Here is a 17814-nt window from a genome sequence, read left to right as displayed (position 1 = left end):
ATTTATTTTATTTGATTGCCAAACCATAACCAAATAAAACCACGAATGCGAAAAATTATTGCACTTGTTGCTGTATTGCTTATCACTACATCAATTTTTAATACGGTATATGCTCAATCGACTACAGTGAGCTTTTCAGGCGATAAAACTACATGGAGAGGATTTGATCGCTATGATTTTCTAATGGATACCCTTAGTTTGGAAATAACACCATTTAAGGCTGTTGAAGGTGAGGGTTTCGGCATTAATGCCGAAGTAAAAGGAAAGGTACGGTGCCTTGTTGTTGTACCGAAAACTGCAGCCGTAGGAAATCCATGGTCATGGAGAGGATTTTATTGGGATCACGAACCTCAGTCGGAAGTTGAGCTATTAAAAAAGGGTTTTTTTATTGGATACATTAATTGCGATGCCGGAAGACAGTGGGATGCATGGTATGCTTTTTTAACCAAGGAACACGGATTCTCAAAAAAGCCGGCCTTTGGAGGAATGAGCAGAGGTGCTATAAATGCCTATGCATGGTCTGTAAATCACCCTGATCAAGTATCATGCATTTACGCAGATAACGCTGCAATCATGCCTGAAAGTCTGGCAAAAATAGCAGAACTTGCACGGTATGATGTTCCATTATTAAGTATCTGTGGCTCAGAAGATTTTCTGTATGAAAAAAACACATTGCCAATTGAAAATATTTATTTACAAATGGGTGGCAGAATGACTATTCTGGTCAAAGAGGGTACAGCCCATCATCCACACAGCTTGCAAAATCCAACTCCTATTGTCGATTGGGTTGTCACAAATGTTGCAAGTGCTTCGAAACCTTCGCCGTTGCCAGGTTTTATAGATGATAGCTTCACCAAGTCATATTACTACAATCCCCAAAACAGCTACTTGTATTTGAAAGAAGAAAATACATGGATGACCGCCAGAGGTCCCGGTTATACGCCTTACTATGAGCAGTACAAGGTGAAAAGCAAGAGTCGTTATGGTGTATCTTCAATGGTTATTATAGTTCCAAATAAACCGGCCCCAGGCAAGCCATGGGTTTTTCGAAGCGATCGCATGGATAGGAATGCCCTTGTAGATCAGGCTTTACTGGCTAAAGGATATCATATTGTTATTACCCCAATTACCACACAATCCGGTGCCGTAATGGAACAGTGGAATGAGATTTATAAAATGTTAACTGATCATGGATTTTCTAAGAAACCAGTGTTAGAAGGATCAGGAGTAAACGCGGGTGAATGTATTGCCTGGACAATGGAAAATCCTGAAAAAGTTTCAGCCATATATGCTGTAAATCCAGTGATGCGTAGTTTAATGACTAAGAAAAATCTATTCGAGGGCCTCATTCCAATAGGGAAGGCAGGAGTACCCTTGCTAATCGTTTCAGGAAGCCAGGATCCCTGGTTCAAAGAGCATACTATGGTGATAGACCAACAATACAAGAAGCTTGGCGGTAAATTAAAGCTTATTGTAAAAGAAGGACAAGGCCATTTTATTACAGCAGACCCCGAGGTTATAGTGAAGGGCATAGTGCGCACGGAACCTACAAGGCCGTAGTTCGCCCGAAGGCACAAAACGAGAAAAGCTACCAAAACCGTTCAATCGGACATAAATGGTCTAATTGCGAGTAATTGCGTAGCAATACGAGAAATTGTACCAATTCGAATCGCCACCAGATTTTTCCTTTTTACATTGGTTTAAGCAATTAGGAAAGGGGGGTAAAATCCCTCCAGAATTGTTTTAATAATTAAACTATGAAAAATGCAGGCATGAAAATTTTGAGCGGTGTTAAATCCTATAGGGAGGTTTTGAATCCGAAAAAGAACGATAATACGGGTAAAAATATAGTCGTCTCTGCGGCTATCCTGAAACGGCTCTTGTTCGTACCTCGTTCGACCCTGGTCGAACGAGGTACGAACAAGAGCCGTACAAAAGCAGACGGATTTGGAGTGCCCAAAAAGGGCCAAAATTTTTCGGCTTAATGGAATGAAATTGACGGTGCTGGTGTGGTTTCATCCTTTCATAACTATTGGGTTTAAGAATATGACGCGAAGCAAAACGGAATTGAACGGAATCATCTAATGGCTTGCCAGGTATGATACTTGGTGTAGCTGTACCACACGAAAACGTAACCTGGTTTGCTACCAAAGTAACCAATACGAGTATAGATAAGAAAACCCTTGTTCCACCAAAAACGGGAAAGGAGATCAACAATAAACAACTAAAAGAAGAAATCTTAAAAGCAACAAGTACCCATGGAGACTACTCTATTGTTGAATTAAAAGGACTTGTATTATAGAGTTTGTGCTTTAATAAGTTCAAGTACCAGGTTTAGCCTGTAAACTACCGGATCGGTTACTCTCGGATGATTACTTGTTCTCAAAATCGTTAACTCTTTTTCTAAAAACAGTGGAACATCCCTTATTATCGCTCCGGGTGCCAATTCAATTTCCGAAGGTAATTCTATTCCGTGAAACGCTGCCTCAAAATCTTCTGCTGTCATGCCCGCAAAGTTAGCCGATTTTTAGTTTTATGAAGTGCTTTTATTGAAAACTTCTCCCGGTAATTGGCCAAATTGTTTTTTATAGACAGCAGCAAAATATCCGGGCTTTGCATGGCCAAGTTCATTGGCAACCTCATTAATAGACTTGAAATTGCCACTTTTTAAAAGCACTTGTGCAAGATTTAGTTTTTCCCTAAGAAAATAACTATTAGGACTTTCTTTAAAGATCCTCTTAAACAGCTTTTTGTATTTTGAGATAGACATACCCGCCTCTGCAGCCAAAAAATCAATTCCGGGAAATGCCCCTAAAAGTTGCTCCATCATATGGGCTTGAGTTTTGATAACCTGTGTAGTGTCTAATTCAGAAAGCTTCCCCAATATTGGCCCGATTTCATTGATGCGTTCTACCAGATACCCTAAAACCTGTAATGTAGTTCCTCGTACAGATAACTCAAATGAGGGATCATTATAGTTTTTCATTTTAAGCTTAAGAAGACATAAGCGCGTACGACTATCAATATGGCTCGAAAAAACAATACTGTCCGAACTGTCTATATTCCCAAATAGGTACTTTCTAAGCAGAGGTCTAGATATAATTAACCAGAAAGAATATATTTTAGGAGATGAGGTGTAGCTACTTTTTAAACTGCCATCAACAACAACCATCCCCAGTTTCGATTGATAATCTATTTTTGCTCCTCCCTTGGTCTGAAGGATATCAATTTCATCACTTAAGTCAAAATAAGCAATATAAAAATCCTCGGCATTAACAGTTTTGGTCAATTCAATGCTCCTTTGTAAACTATGATCTACAATAAGACACATCAATCCGGGCATTACCTCCATAAAATACGAACAACCTTTAGCAATATCATTAGGTAAAACCAATTGATTTTTATCATCAATGCCGGAAATCTTTTTTCCTTCTTCCATTACAACGAGGCCGTGTATTCTTTAGGTGACATTTTAAAATAGTTTTTAAATTGCTCTGATAGATGAGAAGCACTAGTAAAGCTCAATTTTTCTGCCAATTCTCCAACCGTATATTGCCCCCTTGAAAGTAGATCTCTTGCCAGTTCCAGCTTGTTGTTTAAGAAAAAGGCGTTTGGCGTATATCCTGTAATTTTTTTATACAGGTTTTTGTACTTAGTTTCCGACATATTAGCCTCTGCTGCAAGTGCGGCTATACCCGGAAAAACGCCCTCCTGTTTTTTAATCAAATTCGATTGAGAGGTTAATATCATTGTAAGGTCCGAAGGCAGTACTTTACTAATCATAATTTCCCGTTTCATGATGCCCTCAAGGCAGTTAGCTAAAAGGTTGTAAACCAGTCCGCCGAGCAGCAAATTAAAAGATATACTCCCTGGTATGTTTTTTCTAAATTCATTAATGAGGTGCCAGCTGGCACTGCTCATATGAGCATAATGTATCAATGTATTTTGTTCCTCATCAAAAACACGATTAACCACCTCGTTAAGTACACCTGTTTTGGAGAGATATTCTCTTAAAATACTCTTTTTTACAAAAAGGGAAATGCTGTAACATTTACTTCCCGATTTTATCATATAATCGGTATTGAACTCACCATCCACAATTGCCAGATTATAATTCCATCGTCCTACAGATTTCGAAACGTTGTCCATAATATGAACAGATTCACCTTCTGTAAGGTTAAAATATATGCCGGCAAAATCAGCTGTGGAGTTTTGAGGCTTATACAATACATCTTGATGATAAGTTGCATCTACTAACATAACAGTAACATTTTCACTTACTTGGAGTACATAATGCGTGCCTGTAAATACATCTTCTGGTGCAATGGTGAAATTGCCACGCATATATCCTCCATGACTACGTGCCAGTTCTTCTACCCAGTCAGTTTCAACAGCAAAGCGATATATAACCTCTTTCATCTGCTATTAAATATCGGTAATTCTCTAATACGAAGCACTATATAATAATTTTAAATGTGATGAAAAATGTCCTGATTCGGTATTTTTAAACCTTATCTTGGCTCTCATTTACTGGTACTTACGGTATTTTTGTAAAATAATTTTGATAATAATATCAAAATTATTCAAGTCATGGGAACCATTATTCAGAATGAAAAAGCACCTTCTTATAGCCATCAGGCTACTAAGCAAATAAGATTGCATTCTGAGCAATTGGTAATCGACGTAATAGAAGTAATGCTTAATCTGGAACTCTATACCATGCCCGTTTTTTATAATGAAAAACGAATTGGAATTATCCATTTTAAGGATCTGATCAGATTTCTTACACACAAGGAACAAGGAGAGAGTCTTATTTATCACAAATTGAACTATAATGTAGAGAGTGTTATGGCTAAAATGGCTCAAATGAGTGAATTAGATTATCTTAACGAAATTCAACGTTAAAACAGAATTGATACAGAATTGACAAATACCTTTGCCTTTTGAAATAATTTTGTATGCTTAATAAACTATTTAAGGGCAGGTACAGCGTCTTATTTTCTTTTTTAACCGTTTTTGTTTTTATCTCTTTTTTGATCCGAACAATTTTATTCATAGATTCTATCGGTAAAACAGATTTCTCTTTTTTTGGTGTAATAAGAATTTACCTGCTTGGTTTTGTTTACGATATTGGCGTCGGTCTCTTTTTAACGGCCTTTTATAGCTTGTACTTACTCTTTCTACCCGATAGATGGTCTAATTCAGTAGTAAACAAAATCATAACCTATTCCGGCTTATTTCTGGCATTACTTATTTCTTTCTTTTCATTTTTTGCAGAACTCACCTTCTGGCAGGAGTTTGAGAGCAGATTCAATTTTATCGCAGTCGATTACCTCATTTATACCTACGAAGTAGTCAATAACATCAACGAATCCTACCCATTGCCGCTTTTAATTGGTGGCGTATTGGTGATGGTTTTACTCATTATATGGATCTTTGCAAAAAGAAGAGTTTTTCTAGGTGCTTTTCAATCTACTATACCATTTAAAAAAAGAATTATCATATCAGGTACTCTGGTGCTTATTCCTTTATTGTACGGATTTTTATTGAGCAACTCCTTTGCCGAATCAAGTACCAACCGTTACGAAAACGAGCTCTCAAAAGCAGGTATTTATTCTATTTTCTCTGCTTTTAAAAATAACGAGCTAAACTACAACGATTTTTATTCTTTACTTCCAGAAGAAAAAGCCTATAGCCTAATAAGGAATGAGTTGAAAGATCAGCAAACTACATTTTTAAGCAGTGGGGGCTCCATTAAAAGGAACATACAAAATGGTGGACAGCTTTACAAGCCAAATGTAATCATGATTACTGTAGAGAGCTTAAGCGCCAGTTTTTTAAAGCATTTTGGTAATACACAAAACCTTACACCTGCATTGGATTCATTGGCAGATAAGAACTTGATGTTTACCAATATGTATGCAACCGGAACTCGTACAGTAAGAGGAATGGAGGCTTTAACGCTATCTATACCTCCGACTCCAGGAAGCAGTATTGTGCGAAGACAAGGGAATGAAAACCTTACCACAATTGGCCATATTTTCGAAAAGAAAGGGTACACCCGAACGTTTTATTATGGTGGAGACGGCTATTTCGATAACATGAATGAATATTTTGGTAGCAACGGGTTTGATATTACCGATAGGGGAAGAAACATCAAAATTGGAGACTCCTATTTAACTAAAAGAACAATCATTGAAGATAGTCAGGTTCATTTTGAAAATGCCTGGGGAATTTGTGACGGCGATTTGTTTGATGCTGTGATACAAGGTTCAGATGCCGATGTTAATTCGGGAAAGCCCTTCTATAGCTTTGTAATGACTACCTCTAATCATAGGCCATTTACTTTCCCGGAAGGAAAAATTGGTATAAAACAAGGTAATCGGGAAGGAGCTGTTCGTTACACTGACTATGCCATTTCTGAATTCCTCAAAAAGATAGAAAAAAAAGCTTGGTACAATAATACGGTCGTAATTATAGTTGCCGATCATTGTGCGGCTAGTGCGGGTAAGAATGAAATTGATATCGACAAGTATCACATTCCTTGTATCGTTTTAAACCTACCTGTAAAAGGCAAAAAGGTGATAGATAAACTTTGCTCACAAATTGACCTTTATCCAACCCTGTTTAGTCTTTTGGGATGGAATTACGAAAGTAATCTGTATGGACAGAATGTTTTAAATTCAACCTATCAGCCTCGCGCCGTTTTGGGTACCTATCAAAAACTGGCTTATTTAAAGAAGGATAGCTTGGTGATATTGGGGCCTCAGAAAAAAACAGAAACCTTTCTGTATCGCAAATCGACTAATGAACAAGTGCCTAATAAATTGTCTAAAACGGTAATTAACCAGGCAATGGCTAATTATCAAACCGCATACGATTTATTTAAAAATGGGGGATTGCATCAGTAGGTCGTATTTATAGGGTTCACTATATAGTCTCCTATCGCACCACCCTTCAAAAATAATAATCTAACATTTTCATGGCAAAACCTTTTTTAAAAGGTTTTAATTTTGTGTTAAGCTCTCCTGAATTTTGTAGAAAACTATTGTAGTATGTTTAAAAAGAGCCTTTCTCATACAGGGACGTTTTTTTTAGCTGTATTATCCCTACTGCCTTTGTCTATTCTGTACATCATGGCAGACACAGCTTACCTCTTGATTTATTATGTTTTTGGCTACCGTAGAAAGGTTGTTAGAGAGAATCTGGTAAATGTTTTTCCCGAGAAAACCTTAGATGAAATTATCCGCATAGAGAAAAAGTACTACAGATACTTATCTGCATTGATTTTTGAAGTGATCAAGATGAGCAATATTTCGGCAGAGGAAATAAATAAACGCTTTGTTTTTAAAAACAAGGAGCAGGTAAACGAGTATCTAAAAAACGGAGAAAGTGTACTGGTTTGTTCAGCCCATTATGGCAATTGGGAGTGGGGTACCATGGGAATAGGATTAAACTTCGCGACCGCTGATCATTATCCGATTTATAAACCATTAAGTAATCTGATTTTTGATAAGTGGTTTAGAAGAATCCGTAGCAAGTTTGGTAATAAACTGATTCCTATGCGTCAAACCTTAAGGGCTATACAAGCTAGTAAAGACATCCCAAGTATTTTTAGTTTTGGGAATGATCAGTCACCATCTAAAAATGAATTACACCATTGGCAGACCTTCTTAAACCAACCAGCTTACATTCAGTTGGGTATAGAGAAAATCGCCAAAAGAACCAATCGGCCTATTTTCTATTTCAGAATTAGTGTGATCAAAAGGGGGCATTATGAAGTAGATTGTGTGCCACTTTGTTTAAACCCTAAAGATACTCAGGATTATGAAATTACCAGATTACATACTGAATTTCTTGAAGGGATCATTAAAAACGAACCTGCATATTGGCTATGGAGTCATCGCAGATGGAAGCATAAACCTGCAGAAGCAATTTCAAGTATCAATACCATAAAAGAAGAACAAATGCAGCAGTTTGCTTAAAACAAGCATCTTTTGTTTCTGTCTTTAACATTTGGAACCCCATTTTTTAGCATTAAGGAATATTCAGCGCAATACTTTTACAAATTCATAGTAAACTAACCAATGTAAACATGAATTTGAATGTGCTGCAAAAAGCATTTGGCGCTTGCATTTTTTGCTTTTTAATATTCGCCTGTAAAAAGGCTGGGAGTGTTGAAGATATATCACAGCCACCTGTGGCGGTTGAACGGTTTGATATCAACGCTAAACTTGTTACACCTAATCCAAGCCCTGAAGCCAATAAACTTTACCAGTTTCTTCGTGAGAATTATGGCAAGAAAATCCTTTCAGGAGTGATGACGCTTAATAGCTTTGACGAAACCAACTGGCTTAAAGCAAATACGGGAAAAGAACCTGCCATTATTGGTCTTGATTTTATGCATTGCAATCGTGGCTACACCTGGTACGATGATAAAACACCAATTAAAGATGCCAAATCTTACTGGCTTAGAAATGGTATCCCCGTAATGGTTTGGCATTGGAGAGACCCCTTAAGAACAACTGAAGAATTTTATTCTAACAAGACAACCTTTGATGTTTCCAAGATTAATGATCCCCAATCGGCTGAATATAAAGCCATGTTAAACGACATCGATTACGTTGCCGGTTTGCTAAAAGAACTACAAAAGGACAATGTACCAGTGATATGGAGGCCTTTACATGAAGCCGCTGGAACCTGGTTTTGGTGGGGTGCAAAAGGAGCGGCGCCATGCAAAAAACTTTACCAGTTGATGTATGATAGGATGGTGAATTACCATAAACTAAATAACCTGATTTGGGTTTGGACCAGAGAACCCAATGATGATGCCTGGTATCCTGGAGATGAGTATGTGGATATTGTTGGCAGAGATATTTATAAGCAAGGCGACCACACTTCGCAATTGGCAGAATTTAATGCATTAACTAGTCTTTATGGTAATAAAAAGATGGTTACCATAAGCGAATGTGGTTCTATGCCAGATGTAGATAATCTGACTAAAGATGCTGCTGCGTGGTCGTGGTTTATGCCTTGGTATGGGGACTTTGTAAGATCCGGGACAAACAATTCTTTAGATTTATGGAAAAAAATGTTTGCCAGCAACTATGTAATCACATTAGACGAAATGCCTTCTTTAAAAAATCAGTAAATTACAATTTCATGAACCTGAAGTATTTGTTAATTACCCTTACGGGGCTGTTTGTAAATGCAGCAACAGCTCAACAACGTAACCTTATAGATCCTTTGGCAACGAAGGAAACCAAAGCGCTTTTTAAAAACCTGTATAAGTTATCTGAAAAACATACTTTGTTTGGGCATCAACACGCTACAGAATATGGTCATGGTTGGTCTGGCGAGGCCAATCGATCGGATGTTAAGTCTGTTGTAGGTTCGCATCCGGCAGTAATTGGTATTGATTTGTCGGAAATGTCGGGGCTACCGGAAGCACAGATTGAGAAAACAAAAGAACATTTGCGCAAAAATGTAATCGATACTTATAACAGGGGTGGGGTTACTACTGTGGCCTGGCATTTTTCTAATCCTGTTTCGCCAGGTGGCTTTTACTGGGTAGATTCGGTTTCATTGCCTGCTGTAAAATATATTATTCCTGGAGGCAAGGAACACGCTAAGTATGTTAAGATACTTAATGATGTTGCTGATTGGGCAAAGAGCCTGAAAGCGGCTGATGGTAAACTTGTTCCTGTAATTTTTAGACCTTATCATGAGTTTGATGGCGACTGGTTTTGGTGGGGTAAATCGCATTGCACAGTTGATGAGTTTAAAGCTTTATGGAAGTTTACTGTTTCTTATTTGCGTGATACGGCAGGGGTACACAACTTTATTTATGCATTTTCTCCGGATAACCAATTCAATTCTGAACAAGAGTATTTGGCGCGTTTCCCTGGAAATGAATGGGTAGATATGCTCGGAACGGATAATTATGGTGATATGGGGCGTTATGGTAAATACAATCTGGATGCTGCTATAAATAAACTTCGTATAGTTTCGGCTTATGCCCAAAAGAACGGTAAGCTGGCCGCTTTTACAGAAACCGGATTGGAATCGTTAAGTAATCCAAACTGGTGGAATGACGTGTTGCTTAAGGTGATGAAAAGCGATAAGATAAGGATGAGCTATGTGCTGGTTTGGCGTAATGATACCAAGAGTGCCACACATTTTTACGCACCTTATCCGGGGCATCCTAATATTCCTGATTTTCAGAAGTTTTACGATGATCCGTACACCCTTTTTGAAAAGGATCTTAAAGCGATTTATAAATAATGTATATTGACAATCGGCACGAATGGGGAAAAAACTGAAAATACTGATATTATTAGGGCTATGCTTGTTTGCAAGTGTGTCTACTTTTGCGCAGTATAATCAGTATCAGTTTTCTCATCTGGATATTAATAATGGGCTTCCACATAACGATGTTAACTGTTTTTATAAAGATGATAAGGGGTTTCTGTGGTTAGGTACACTTTCTGGCCTTGCCAGATTTGATGGGTATAGTTTTAAAGTATACAAGAACAGAACAAAAAACAAGTCGACCATAAGTGATAGTGATGTACGATCTATTGTTCAAGGTCCAGATCGTAAGTTTTTTATAGAAACAAGGGCCGGTATGGATCTATATGATCCTGTAACCGAATTATTTGATCACAATATACAACCCCAACTTTCAAAATACGGTGTTCCGGGAATGACGATAAGAGCACTGAAAAAAGGTAATTCAGGAAGATTTTGGTTTATCTCTCCCTCGTCTGGATTGTATAAGTATGATACGGTATCAAAGAAAACGACGTACGTTGCTCATAAAGTTAGAAAAGAAAGCAGCTTGTCGGCCAGCCCGATTATAGACTTAGCAGAAGATAAAGAAGGAAACGCATGGCTTATCCATTCTGACGGAAAGTTGGAGATGCTTAAAAAGAACTCAGATGTTGTTGCTCAAAGAATAGATTTATCGAGTAAATTCTCTAATAAGGAAAGTGATACCTATAAGATTTTTATAGACAAACAGGGGCTAATATGGATTTACGATATATCAACCTCTACAGGGGTTTATTACTTTGATCCAGTAAAAAATGAGCTGAATAAGATCAGTAAAAACTCGCCTGTAGTTAAGCTAAACTCTGATATTGTAACAGGCATTATTCAGGACAATAGTGATAACATTTGGATAGGTACGGATCATGGGGGGATTAATCTAATTGATAAGAAGAACTTCAGTATCAGGTATATCCTTAATAACGAGAATGATAGTAAGAGCTTAAGTCAGAACAGTATTTCGAGTATTTATTACGATGACCTAGGTATGGTTTGGATAGGTACTTTTAGAAAGGGAATTAATTTTTACCACCCCAATATCATTAAGTTTAACCTCATTAAGCACTCTTCCGATCCCAATAGTTTAATACATAGTGATGTGAACCGGATGGTTGAAGATAAAGCAGGAAATATCTGGATTGGTACCAATGGAAAAGGACTGGTTTATTACAACCGAAGTACCCATAAATTCACTTCGTACAGGCACGATCCTGCAGACAACAATAGCTTATCGCATGATGCCATTGTTGCCATTTATATAGATCGTTTTGAAAAACTATGGATAGGAACTTACACCGGGGGCTTTGATTATCTGGATAATGGCAAGTTTACACACTATAAATACAATGCTTCTGATCCCGAAAGTTTAAGCGACAATAAAGTAGCCGATTTTCTTGAAGATTCTTCGCACAGGTTTTGGATAGGAACCATGGGCGGCGGGCTTAATTTATTCGATAGAACTACGAAGAAGTTTAAAAGATATACGCAGAATCTGAACCTCATTAGTTCGGATTATGTGTTTAAGGTTTTAGAAGATTCTCATCAAAACATATGGACGGGTACTTCTTATGGGATGAATGTATTGCCTAAAGGTGGTACAAAGTTTATCCGCATTATAAACGACCCGAAGGATGATAATAGTTTGATCAATAATAATATCAATAGCTTTATTGAGGATAGTAAAGGGTATTTGTGGATAGGAACCAGAGATGGATTGAGCATCTATAACCTAAAAACCAAAACCTTTTTTAATTATACCATCGAAAATGGATTGCCTGATAATAATATCATGGATATTCAGGAAGATAATCAAGGCGATTTTTGGGTTAGTACTTCTAATGGCTTATCAAAAATATCGGTTAAATATGGGAATAAGCTTAATCTCGTTTTTAAGAACTTTGACGAGAATGATGGTTTGCAGGGGAAAGAATTTAACAGGATAGCTTCGGTAAAACTAAAAACCGGAGAGCTGGCTTTTGGTGGGCCGGATGGGATTAACATATTCCAACCATCATTAATTAAATCTTATAATCAAACCTTTAAGCTCTTTATTACCGACTTTCAATTGTTTAATAAAAGTGTAACAGCTAACACTGCTTTTGATGGTAGGATAATCCTTAAGAAATCTATTTTTGATACCAAAGAGATTACTTTAGATCACGATCAGAATGTATTTACCATCGAGTTTGCATCCTTAAACTACATTGGACCGCATAAGGTGAAGCACCAGTATATGTTGGAGGGTTTTGATAAAACATGGATTTCGGCTGATAATACTTTACGCAGGGCTACCTATACAAATCTCGACCCGGGAGACTATGTTTTTAAGGTACGAGCATCAAGTACGGAAAACATAGCTGATGCTGTACCGGTAACTTTAAAAATAAGAATCCTGAACCCCTGGTATACTTCTACAGTGGCTTATATTCTTTATTTTTTAGCCATAGGGGGTGCCTTGTATTATTTAAGATATCGTGGTATTCAAAAACTAAAACAACAGTTTGCTGCGGAACAGGAAAAACTAGAGGTTCAAAGGCTGATTGAACAAGAGAAGATAGAATCTCAGCGTTTGCTGGATAATGAGCGTTTGGAAGCCATGAGGTACAGAGATCTTGATGCCATGAAAATCAAGTTCTTAACCAATGTGAGTCATGAATTTAGAACACCTTTGTCGTTAATTTTGGCGCCAATAGATAAAATATTGAAAGGCACATCAGATAATCTGATTAAAGAACAGGTTGCTCTGATACAGAAAAATGCTAAACGCTTACTGAATCTGGTAAATCAGCTGCTCGATTTTAGAAAGATGGAGCTTAAAGAAATTAAGCTACAAAAAAGACCGGGTGATATCATTTCGTTTATTAGAGACATTACTTATTCTTTTAAAGACCTTGCAGAACAAAAAAACATCCTGCTCACCTTTAATGCTACTTATGAAAAGCTGGATGTAAACTTTGATCATGATAAAATAGAACGTATTCTGTTTAACCTGCTGTCTAACAGTTTTAAATTTACATTGGATAACGGAAAGGTTAATGTTTCTGTAGACTGTATTATGGTTGATCAGTATATGGTTGAGATTAAAGTGCGCGATACAGGAATAGGCATCCCCAAGGAAAAACAGGATAAGATATTTGAAAGTTTCTTCCAGAATGACATTCCTGAATCTATCATCAATCAGGGTAGTGGGATAGGTTTAGCCATCACAAAAGAGTTTGTGAAACTGCATGGTGGTGAGATATTTCTGGAAAGCGATGAAAACGTAGGCAGTTGCTTTACCATTTTACTGCCTTTTGAAGAACTTAGAAACCAAAGTAATACTACAGATAGTTTTGTAGATAATGTAATTGTTGATGAGGATGCACTTAATGGTCAGCAGGCAAATGTTACTATTTCTTCCAAAAAGGCTACCGTATTACTTGTAGAAGATGATGCTGATCTGCGCTTTTACCTTAAAGACAATTTAAAGGAAGACTTTAATGTAATAGAAGCCGGAAACGGTAAGGATGGTTGGCAAAAGGCGCTGTTTTATCATCCAAATATTATTGTCAGCGATATATCTATGCCCGAAATGTCAGGTATAGAGCTTTGTAAAAAGATTAAAGGTGATTCCAGAACAACCCAAATACCTGTGGTGCTGCTTACTGCACTAACAGGAGAGGAACAAGAACTAATGGGCTTAGAAACAGGGGCTAATGATTATATGACCAAACCTTTCAGCTTTGAAATCCTGAACTCTAAAATCCGTAACATACTTGTTCAGCAAGAATCTTTCAGGAAGCTATACCAGAAACAGGTAGAGGTGCAGCCAGCGACAGTTGAAATGGAAAGTCCGGATGAACAGTTTTTACAGCAGGTATTGCAGGAAATAGAGAAGAATATAGATAACAGTAATTTCTCTGTAGACATACTGAGCAGCCTGATGTTGGTAAGCCGGGTAACCTTATACAAAAGAATTGTAGCGCTTACAGGTAAAACTCCGTTGGAGTTTATCAAATCATATCGTTTAAAACGCGCAGCTCAGTTACTGGAACAGGGCAAATTAACTGTTTCGCAGATCTGTTATAAGGTAGGTTTTAAAACTACAAAGAACTTCGTTAAATCTTTTAAAGAAGAATTTGATGTACTGCCATCAAAATATACTGAAAACAAAGATATTAATGCATAATAGCCTTTTTTGTTAAAGGTTAACATTTGAGTCCCCCTTTTTTAGCAATACAGGATTCAGTTGTCTCTAGTTTTAACAAATGGAAACCCATCCTATGGGTGGATCAACTAAACCAAATATGACGACCAAAAATGAAAACGACAAGAACGAGTTGTAATGAATGGATTTATATTCTGTTCATAGTCTTTACACTAACTGGTATCACTAAGTCCAGTTACTCCCAAAGTAACACAGGGAAATTAATTACAGGTGTTGTTTCTGATGATAGCGGAACAACCTTGCCCGGTGCATCAATAATAGTAAAGGGAACCAAAGTTACCGCGTTAACCAATAATGAGGGTAAGTACTCCATTATGGTTACATCCAATTCCAGCATACTCGTATTTTCTTATGTGGGTATGACCACGCAAGAATTTACAGTAGGTTCAAATTCAACCCTCAACGTTAATTTGAAATCTTCTACATCAACCTTAGCAGATGTGGTTGTAATTGGTTACGGTACATTACGTAAATCGGAAGTAACCTCAGCTATTTCATCTGTATCACAGAAAGACATTAAAAACTTACCTGTAGCCGGCGTAGATCAGGCATTACAAGGTAAAGTAGCCGGTGTTACCATCAACAACAATGGTGGACAACCAGGTGGAGGTGTTTCTGTGAGGATTAGAGGGCTTACTTCGACAGGCGATAACAACGAACCTTTATATGTAATAGATGGAGTTGCCATGGACGGTAAAAGTAGTTCGCTGGAACAAAATGTACTGGGCGGTGGCTCAGGACAAGTTGGTCAAAGTGTTATGGCTACGTTAAACCCTGCCGATATAGAAACTATAGACATTTTAAAGGATGCCTCTGCTCAGGCTATTTATGGAGCCAGAGGTGCAAATGGTGTGGTATTAATTAATACCAAAAGGGGGAAAGCTAACCAAGGTAAAATTACCTACGATTCTTATGTAGGTATGGCCGAGATTCCTAAAAAACTTTCGGTAATGAACTTGCGTCAAAATGCAGAATACATGAATTCTTTAGTACAGGAAGTAAGGGCTGTTCCGGGAAGTGGTATGGATAGTATTGGCGAGTTTAAGAATCCATCCCTATTGGGTAAAGGAACTGATTGGCAGGATGAAATTTATAGAAGAGGTTTTACGCAAAGTCATCAGCTTGCTTTTTCAGGCGGATCAGAGAAAACCCAATTCTATTTTTCAAGTGGATTTCTTGATCAGGAAGGTACATTGATTAAAACAGGATTTAACAGAGTAACCTTAAGAGCAAATATTGACCATCAGGCTACCAAATGGTTAAAAACAGGTATTACAGCGAATTTATCCAGAACAAAACAGCAAATTGGATTGTCGGATGGTTTTGATGCGGTAACCAGTACAGTGCTTTACAATAGCCCTGCAACGCCTGTTAAAGATATTAACGGTAATTACATCTCTACCAATGTAATTGGAGGAAGCACATTCGGAAACCCTAATAATCCGGTGGCCTTGGCTAATCTGCGCGATGTAACCAATAAAACTTCCAGAGCTTTTGGTGCGTTATATGCTGATCTGAATATTATAGATGGCCTTGTTATCAGATCAGAAGGTAACTTCGATTTTAGCCTGTCGGCTGATAAAGCATTTCAGCCTTACGTTTACAACGAGGTTACTAAAAGTGTAATCATTTCTCCCGCCAGATTAAGGGATCAAAGACGGAACTCTCTTTACTGGGCTTTAAAAAACTATGCTAATTACAACAAAACCTTTGGTAAGCATAGTTTGGGAGCAACGTTAGGCCATGAGGCGCAGCGTTCAACTTATGATATGATCGGCGGTAAAAGAGATAATTTGAAACTGAATATTCCGAACCTGAATGCAGGTGATGGAGGCGATACTCAGGATATACAGGCCGATGCATCAACATGGAGTATGGAATCTGTATTTGCAAGGTTAAATTATACTTATGATAACCGTTATTCTATCAGCGGAACAATTAGAAGAGATGGTTCATCAAATTTTGGTGCAGGTAATAAATGGGGAACATTTCCTGCGGTTTCTGCTTCGTGGACTGCAAGTAATGAATCTTTCTTGAAAGAGAATAAATACATAAACTACTTGAAATTTAGATTTGGCTATGGTGAGGTAGGAGGGCAGGATGCCGGAGGAGGAAACTTGTACTCATCAAATATTACTCTTTTTGGTACCGCCCCTTTTGGCCCGGGTGGATTACCTGCCAATGTAGCCAATCCGCTAATTACATGGCAGTCGGTTAATACTTACAATGGAGGTTTAGACCTTAGCACATGGAATAAAAAACTGGAGGTTAGTGTAGATGTGTATAAGAAAATAACGTCTAATATGATTTTGCCTACTCAGTTGGGCGCTTATTCTGGCTTGGGTACTGCCTGGAATGACATAAAAACTCCAATTACAAATGCAGGTAGAATGACAAATACAGGTTTTGATATCGGATTAACATCTTACAATATTCAAAACGATAATTTCTCATGGAAAACCAATATCATATTTAGCAGGTATAAAAATATCTTAAACAAAATGAATCAGCCCGATGCTACCATACCGGGTATGTTTGATGAGTATGGAACAAAATCTTTGGTAACATTATCTCAGCAAGGCCGTCCGCTTGGTGCGTTTTATGGCTATGTTACAGATGGGTTATTTAGATCGCAAGAGGAACTGAATAACGGAATCGATTATGGTTTAGCCAGAGCACCGGGTAGCTTATGGTTGGGTGATGTAAGATTTAAAGATCTTAATGGCGATAAGGTGGTTGATGATAAGGATGTTACCGTAATTGGAAATCCTAACCCTGATTTTACTTACGGTTTTACCAATACCTTTAGCTATAAGGGAATAGACCTATCTATATTTATTTATGGTAGCCAGGGTGGCGATATTTTTAATTATAGTCGTCGCCAAACAGAGGCATTAAGTTCGCCATATGCAAATCAGCTTACTTCGGTTTTAAACAGATATACCTCAAGCAATCCAAATGGTGATTTACCAAGGTACAACCAATGGCATAACAACAACTCCAGAATATCCGACAGGTATATTGAGGATGGATCTTACCTGAGGATACAAAATGTAGCATTGGGTTATAACCTGCCTAAATCTTTAATTAACAAGATAAAAGTGAACAACGCAAGGTTTTATGTGTCGGTACAGAACCTATACACATTTACCAACTACTCTGGTTACGACCCGGAGCTGGGTGCACTTAACAACAGCATCAGGTTCATGAATATTGACAATGGTCATTATCCGGTTCCAAGAACATTTACAATTGGAACTAACATTGAATTCTAACCT

At 37.6% G+C, this 17814-nt stretch carries 12 protein-coding genes; 9 read left to right on the top strand and 3 right to left on the bottom strand.

The features are described 5' to 3' along the window. The first annotated feature begins 45 nt into the window (after positions 1–45). A complete protein-coding gene (locus tag J1905_RS13280; RefSeq protein ID WP_214227764.1) occupies positions 46–1560 on the top strand; it encodes an alpha/beta hydrolase in 1515 nt (504 codons plus the stop codon). 538 nt (positions 1561–2098) lie between these two features. Further along, complete coding sequence (locus tag J1905_RS23610) at positions 2099–2302, top strand: hypothetical protein (RefSeq protein ID WP_250318092.1); 204 nt, start codon at positions 2099–2101, stop codon at positions 2300–2302. Here the strand turns inward: J1905_RS23610 and J1905_RS13270 are convergent. Genes J1905_RS13270 through J1905_RS13260 form a run of 3 tightly spaced genes read right to left on the bottom strand, consistent with a single transcriptional unit; the run spans position 2297 to position 4419 of the window. Continuing rightward, positions 2297–2506, bottom strand: a complete 210-nt coding sequence (locus J1905_RS13270) for a DUF6965 family protein (protein ID WP_214227763.1) — start codon at positions 2504–2506, stop codon at positions 2297–2299. The two genes, J1905_RS23610 and J1905_RS13270, sit on opposite strands and share 6 nt — an antisense overlap. Positions 2507–2533: 27 nt before the next feature. Beyond that, positions 2534–3439, bottom strand: coding sequence for an AraC family transcriptional regulator (locus J1905_RS13265; protein WP_214227762.1), 906 nt, complete (start codon positions 3437–3439; stop codon positions 2534–2536). Further along, entirely contained in the window at positions 3439–4419 is a 981-nt protein-coding gene (locus J1905_RS13260) for a helix-turn-helix domain-containing protein (protein WP_214227761.1), read from the bottom strand. The genes J1905_RS13265 and J1905_RS13260 overlap by 1 nt, the downstream gene beginning before the upstream one ends. 171 nt (positions 4420–4590) lie before the next feature. On the opposite strand from J1905_RS13260, the gene J1905_RS13255 reads away from it, so the two are divergent. The 7 genes from J1905_RS13255 (at position 4591) to J1905_RS13225 (ending at position 17811) form a co-directional block, all read left to right on the top strand. Beyond that, complete coding sequence (locus tag J1905_RS13255; protein WP_214227760.1) at positions 4591–4905, top strand: hypothetical protein; 315 nt, start codon at positions 4591–4593, stop codon at positions 4903–4905. A 53-nt stretch (positions 4906–4958) separates the two neighbouring features. After that, complete coding sequence (locus J1905_RS13250; RefSeq protein WP_214227759.1) at positions 4959–6911, top strand: LTA synthase family protein; 1953 nt, start codon at positions 4959–4961, stop codon at positions 6909–6911. A gap of 144 nt (positions 6912–7055) precedes the next feature. Next, positions 7056–7985 (top strand): lysophospholipid acyltransferase family protein, encoded by a 930-nt coding sequence (locus J1905_RS13245; RefSeq protein ID WP_214227758.1) that lies wholly within the window; start codon positions 7056–7058, stop codon positions 7983–7985. 110 nt (positions 7986–8095) lie between these two features. Further along, positions 8096–9151 (top strand): glycosyl hydrolase, encoded by a 1056-nt coding sequence (locus J1905_RS13240; RefSeq protein WP_214227757.1) that lies wholly within the window; start codon positions 8096–8098, stop codon positions 9149–9151. Positions 9152–9162: 11 nt separating this feature from the next. Further along, complete coding sequence (locus J1905_RS13235) at positions 9163–10284, top strand: glycoside hydrolase family 26 protein (protein WP_214227756.1); 1122 nt, start codon at positions 9163–9165, stop codon at positions 10282–10284. Between the two features lie 22 nt (positions 10285–10306). Then, positions 10307–14497 carry a hybrid sensor histidine kinase/response regulator transcription factor gene (locus J1905_RS13230; RefSeq protein ID WP_214227755.1) on the top strand — a complete coding sequence of 1397 codons (4191 nt, stop codon included), beginning with the start codon at positions 10307–10309 and terminating at the stop codon, positions 14495–14497. Positions 14498–14628: 131 nt separating this feature from the next. After that, a complete protein-coding gene (locus tag J1905_RS13225; protein WP_214227754.1) occupies positions 14629–17811 on the top strand; it encodes a SusC/RagA family TonB-linked outer membrane protein in 3183 nt (1060 codons plus the stop codon). Positions 17812–17814 lie beyond the last annotated feature (3 nt).

The organism is Pedobacter sp. B4-66, assembly GCF_018492665.1.
Classification (GTDB): domain Bacteria; phylum Bacteroidota; class Bacteroidia; order Sphingobacteriales; family Sphingobacteriaceae; genus Pedobacter.
This window is presented reverse-complemented; position numbering and strand designations above follow the sequence as displayed.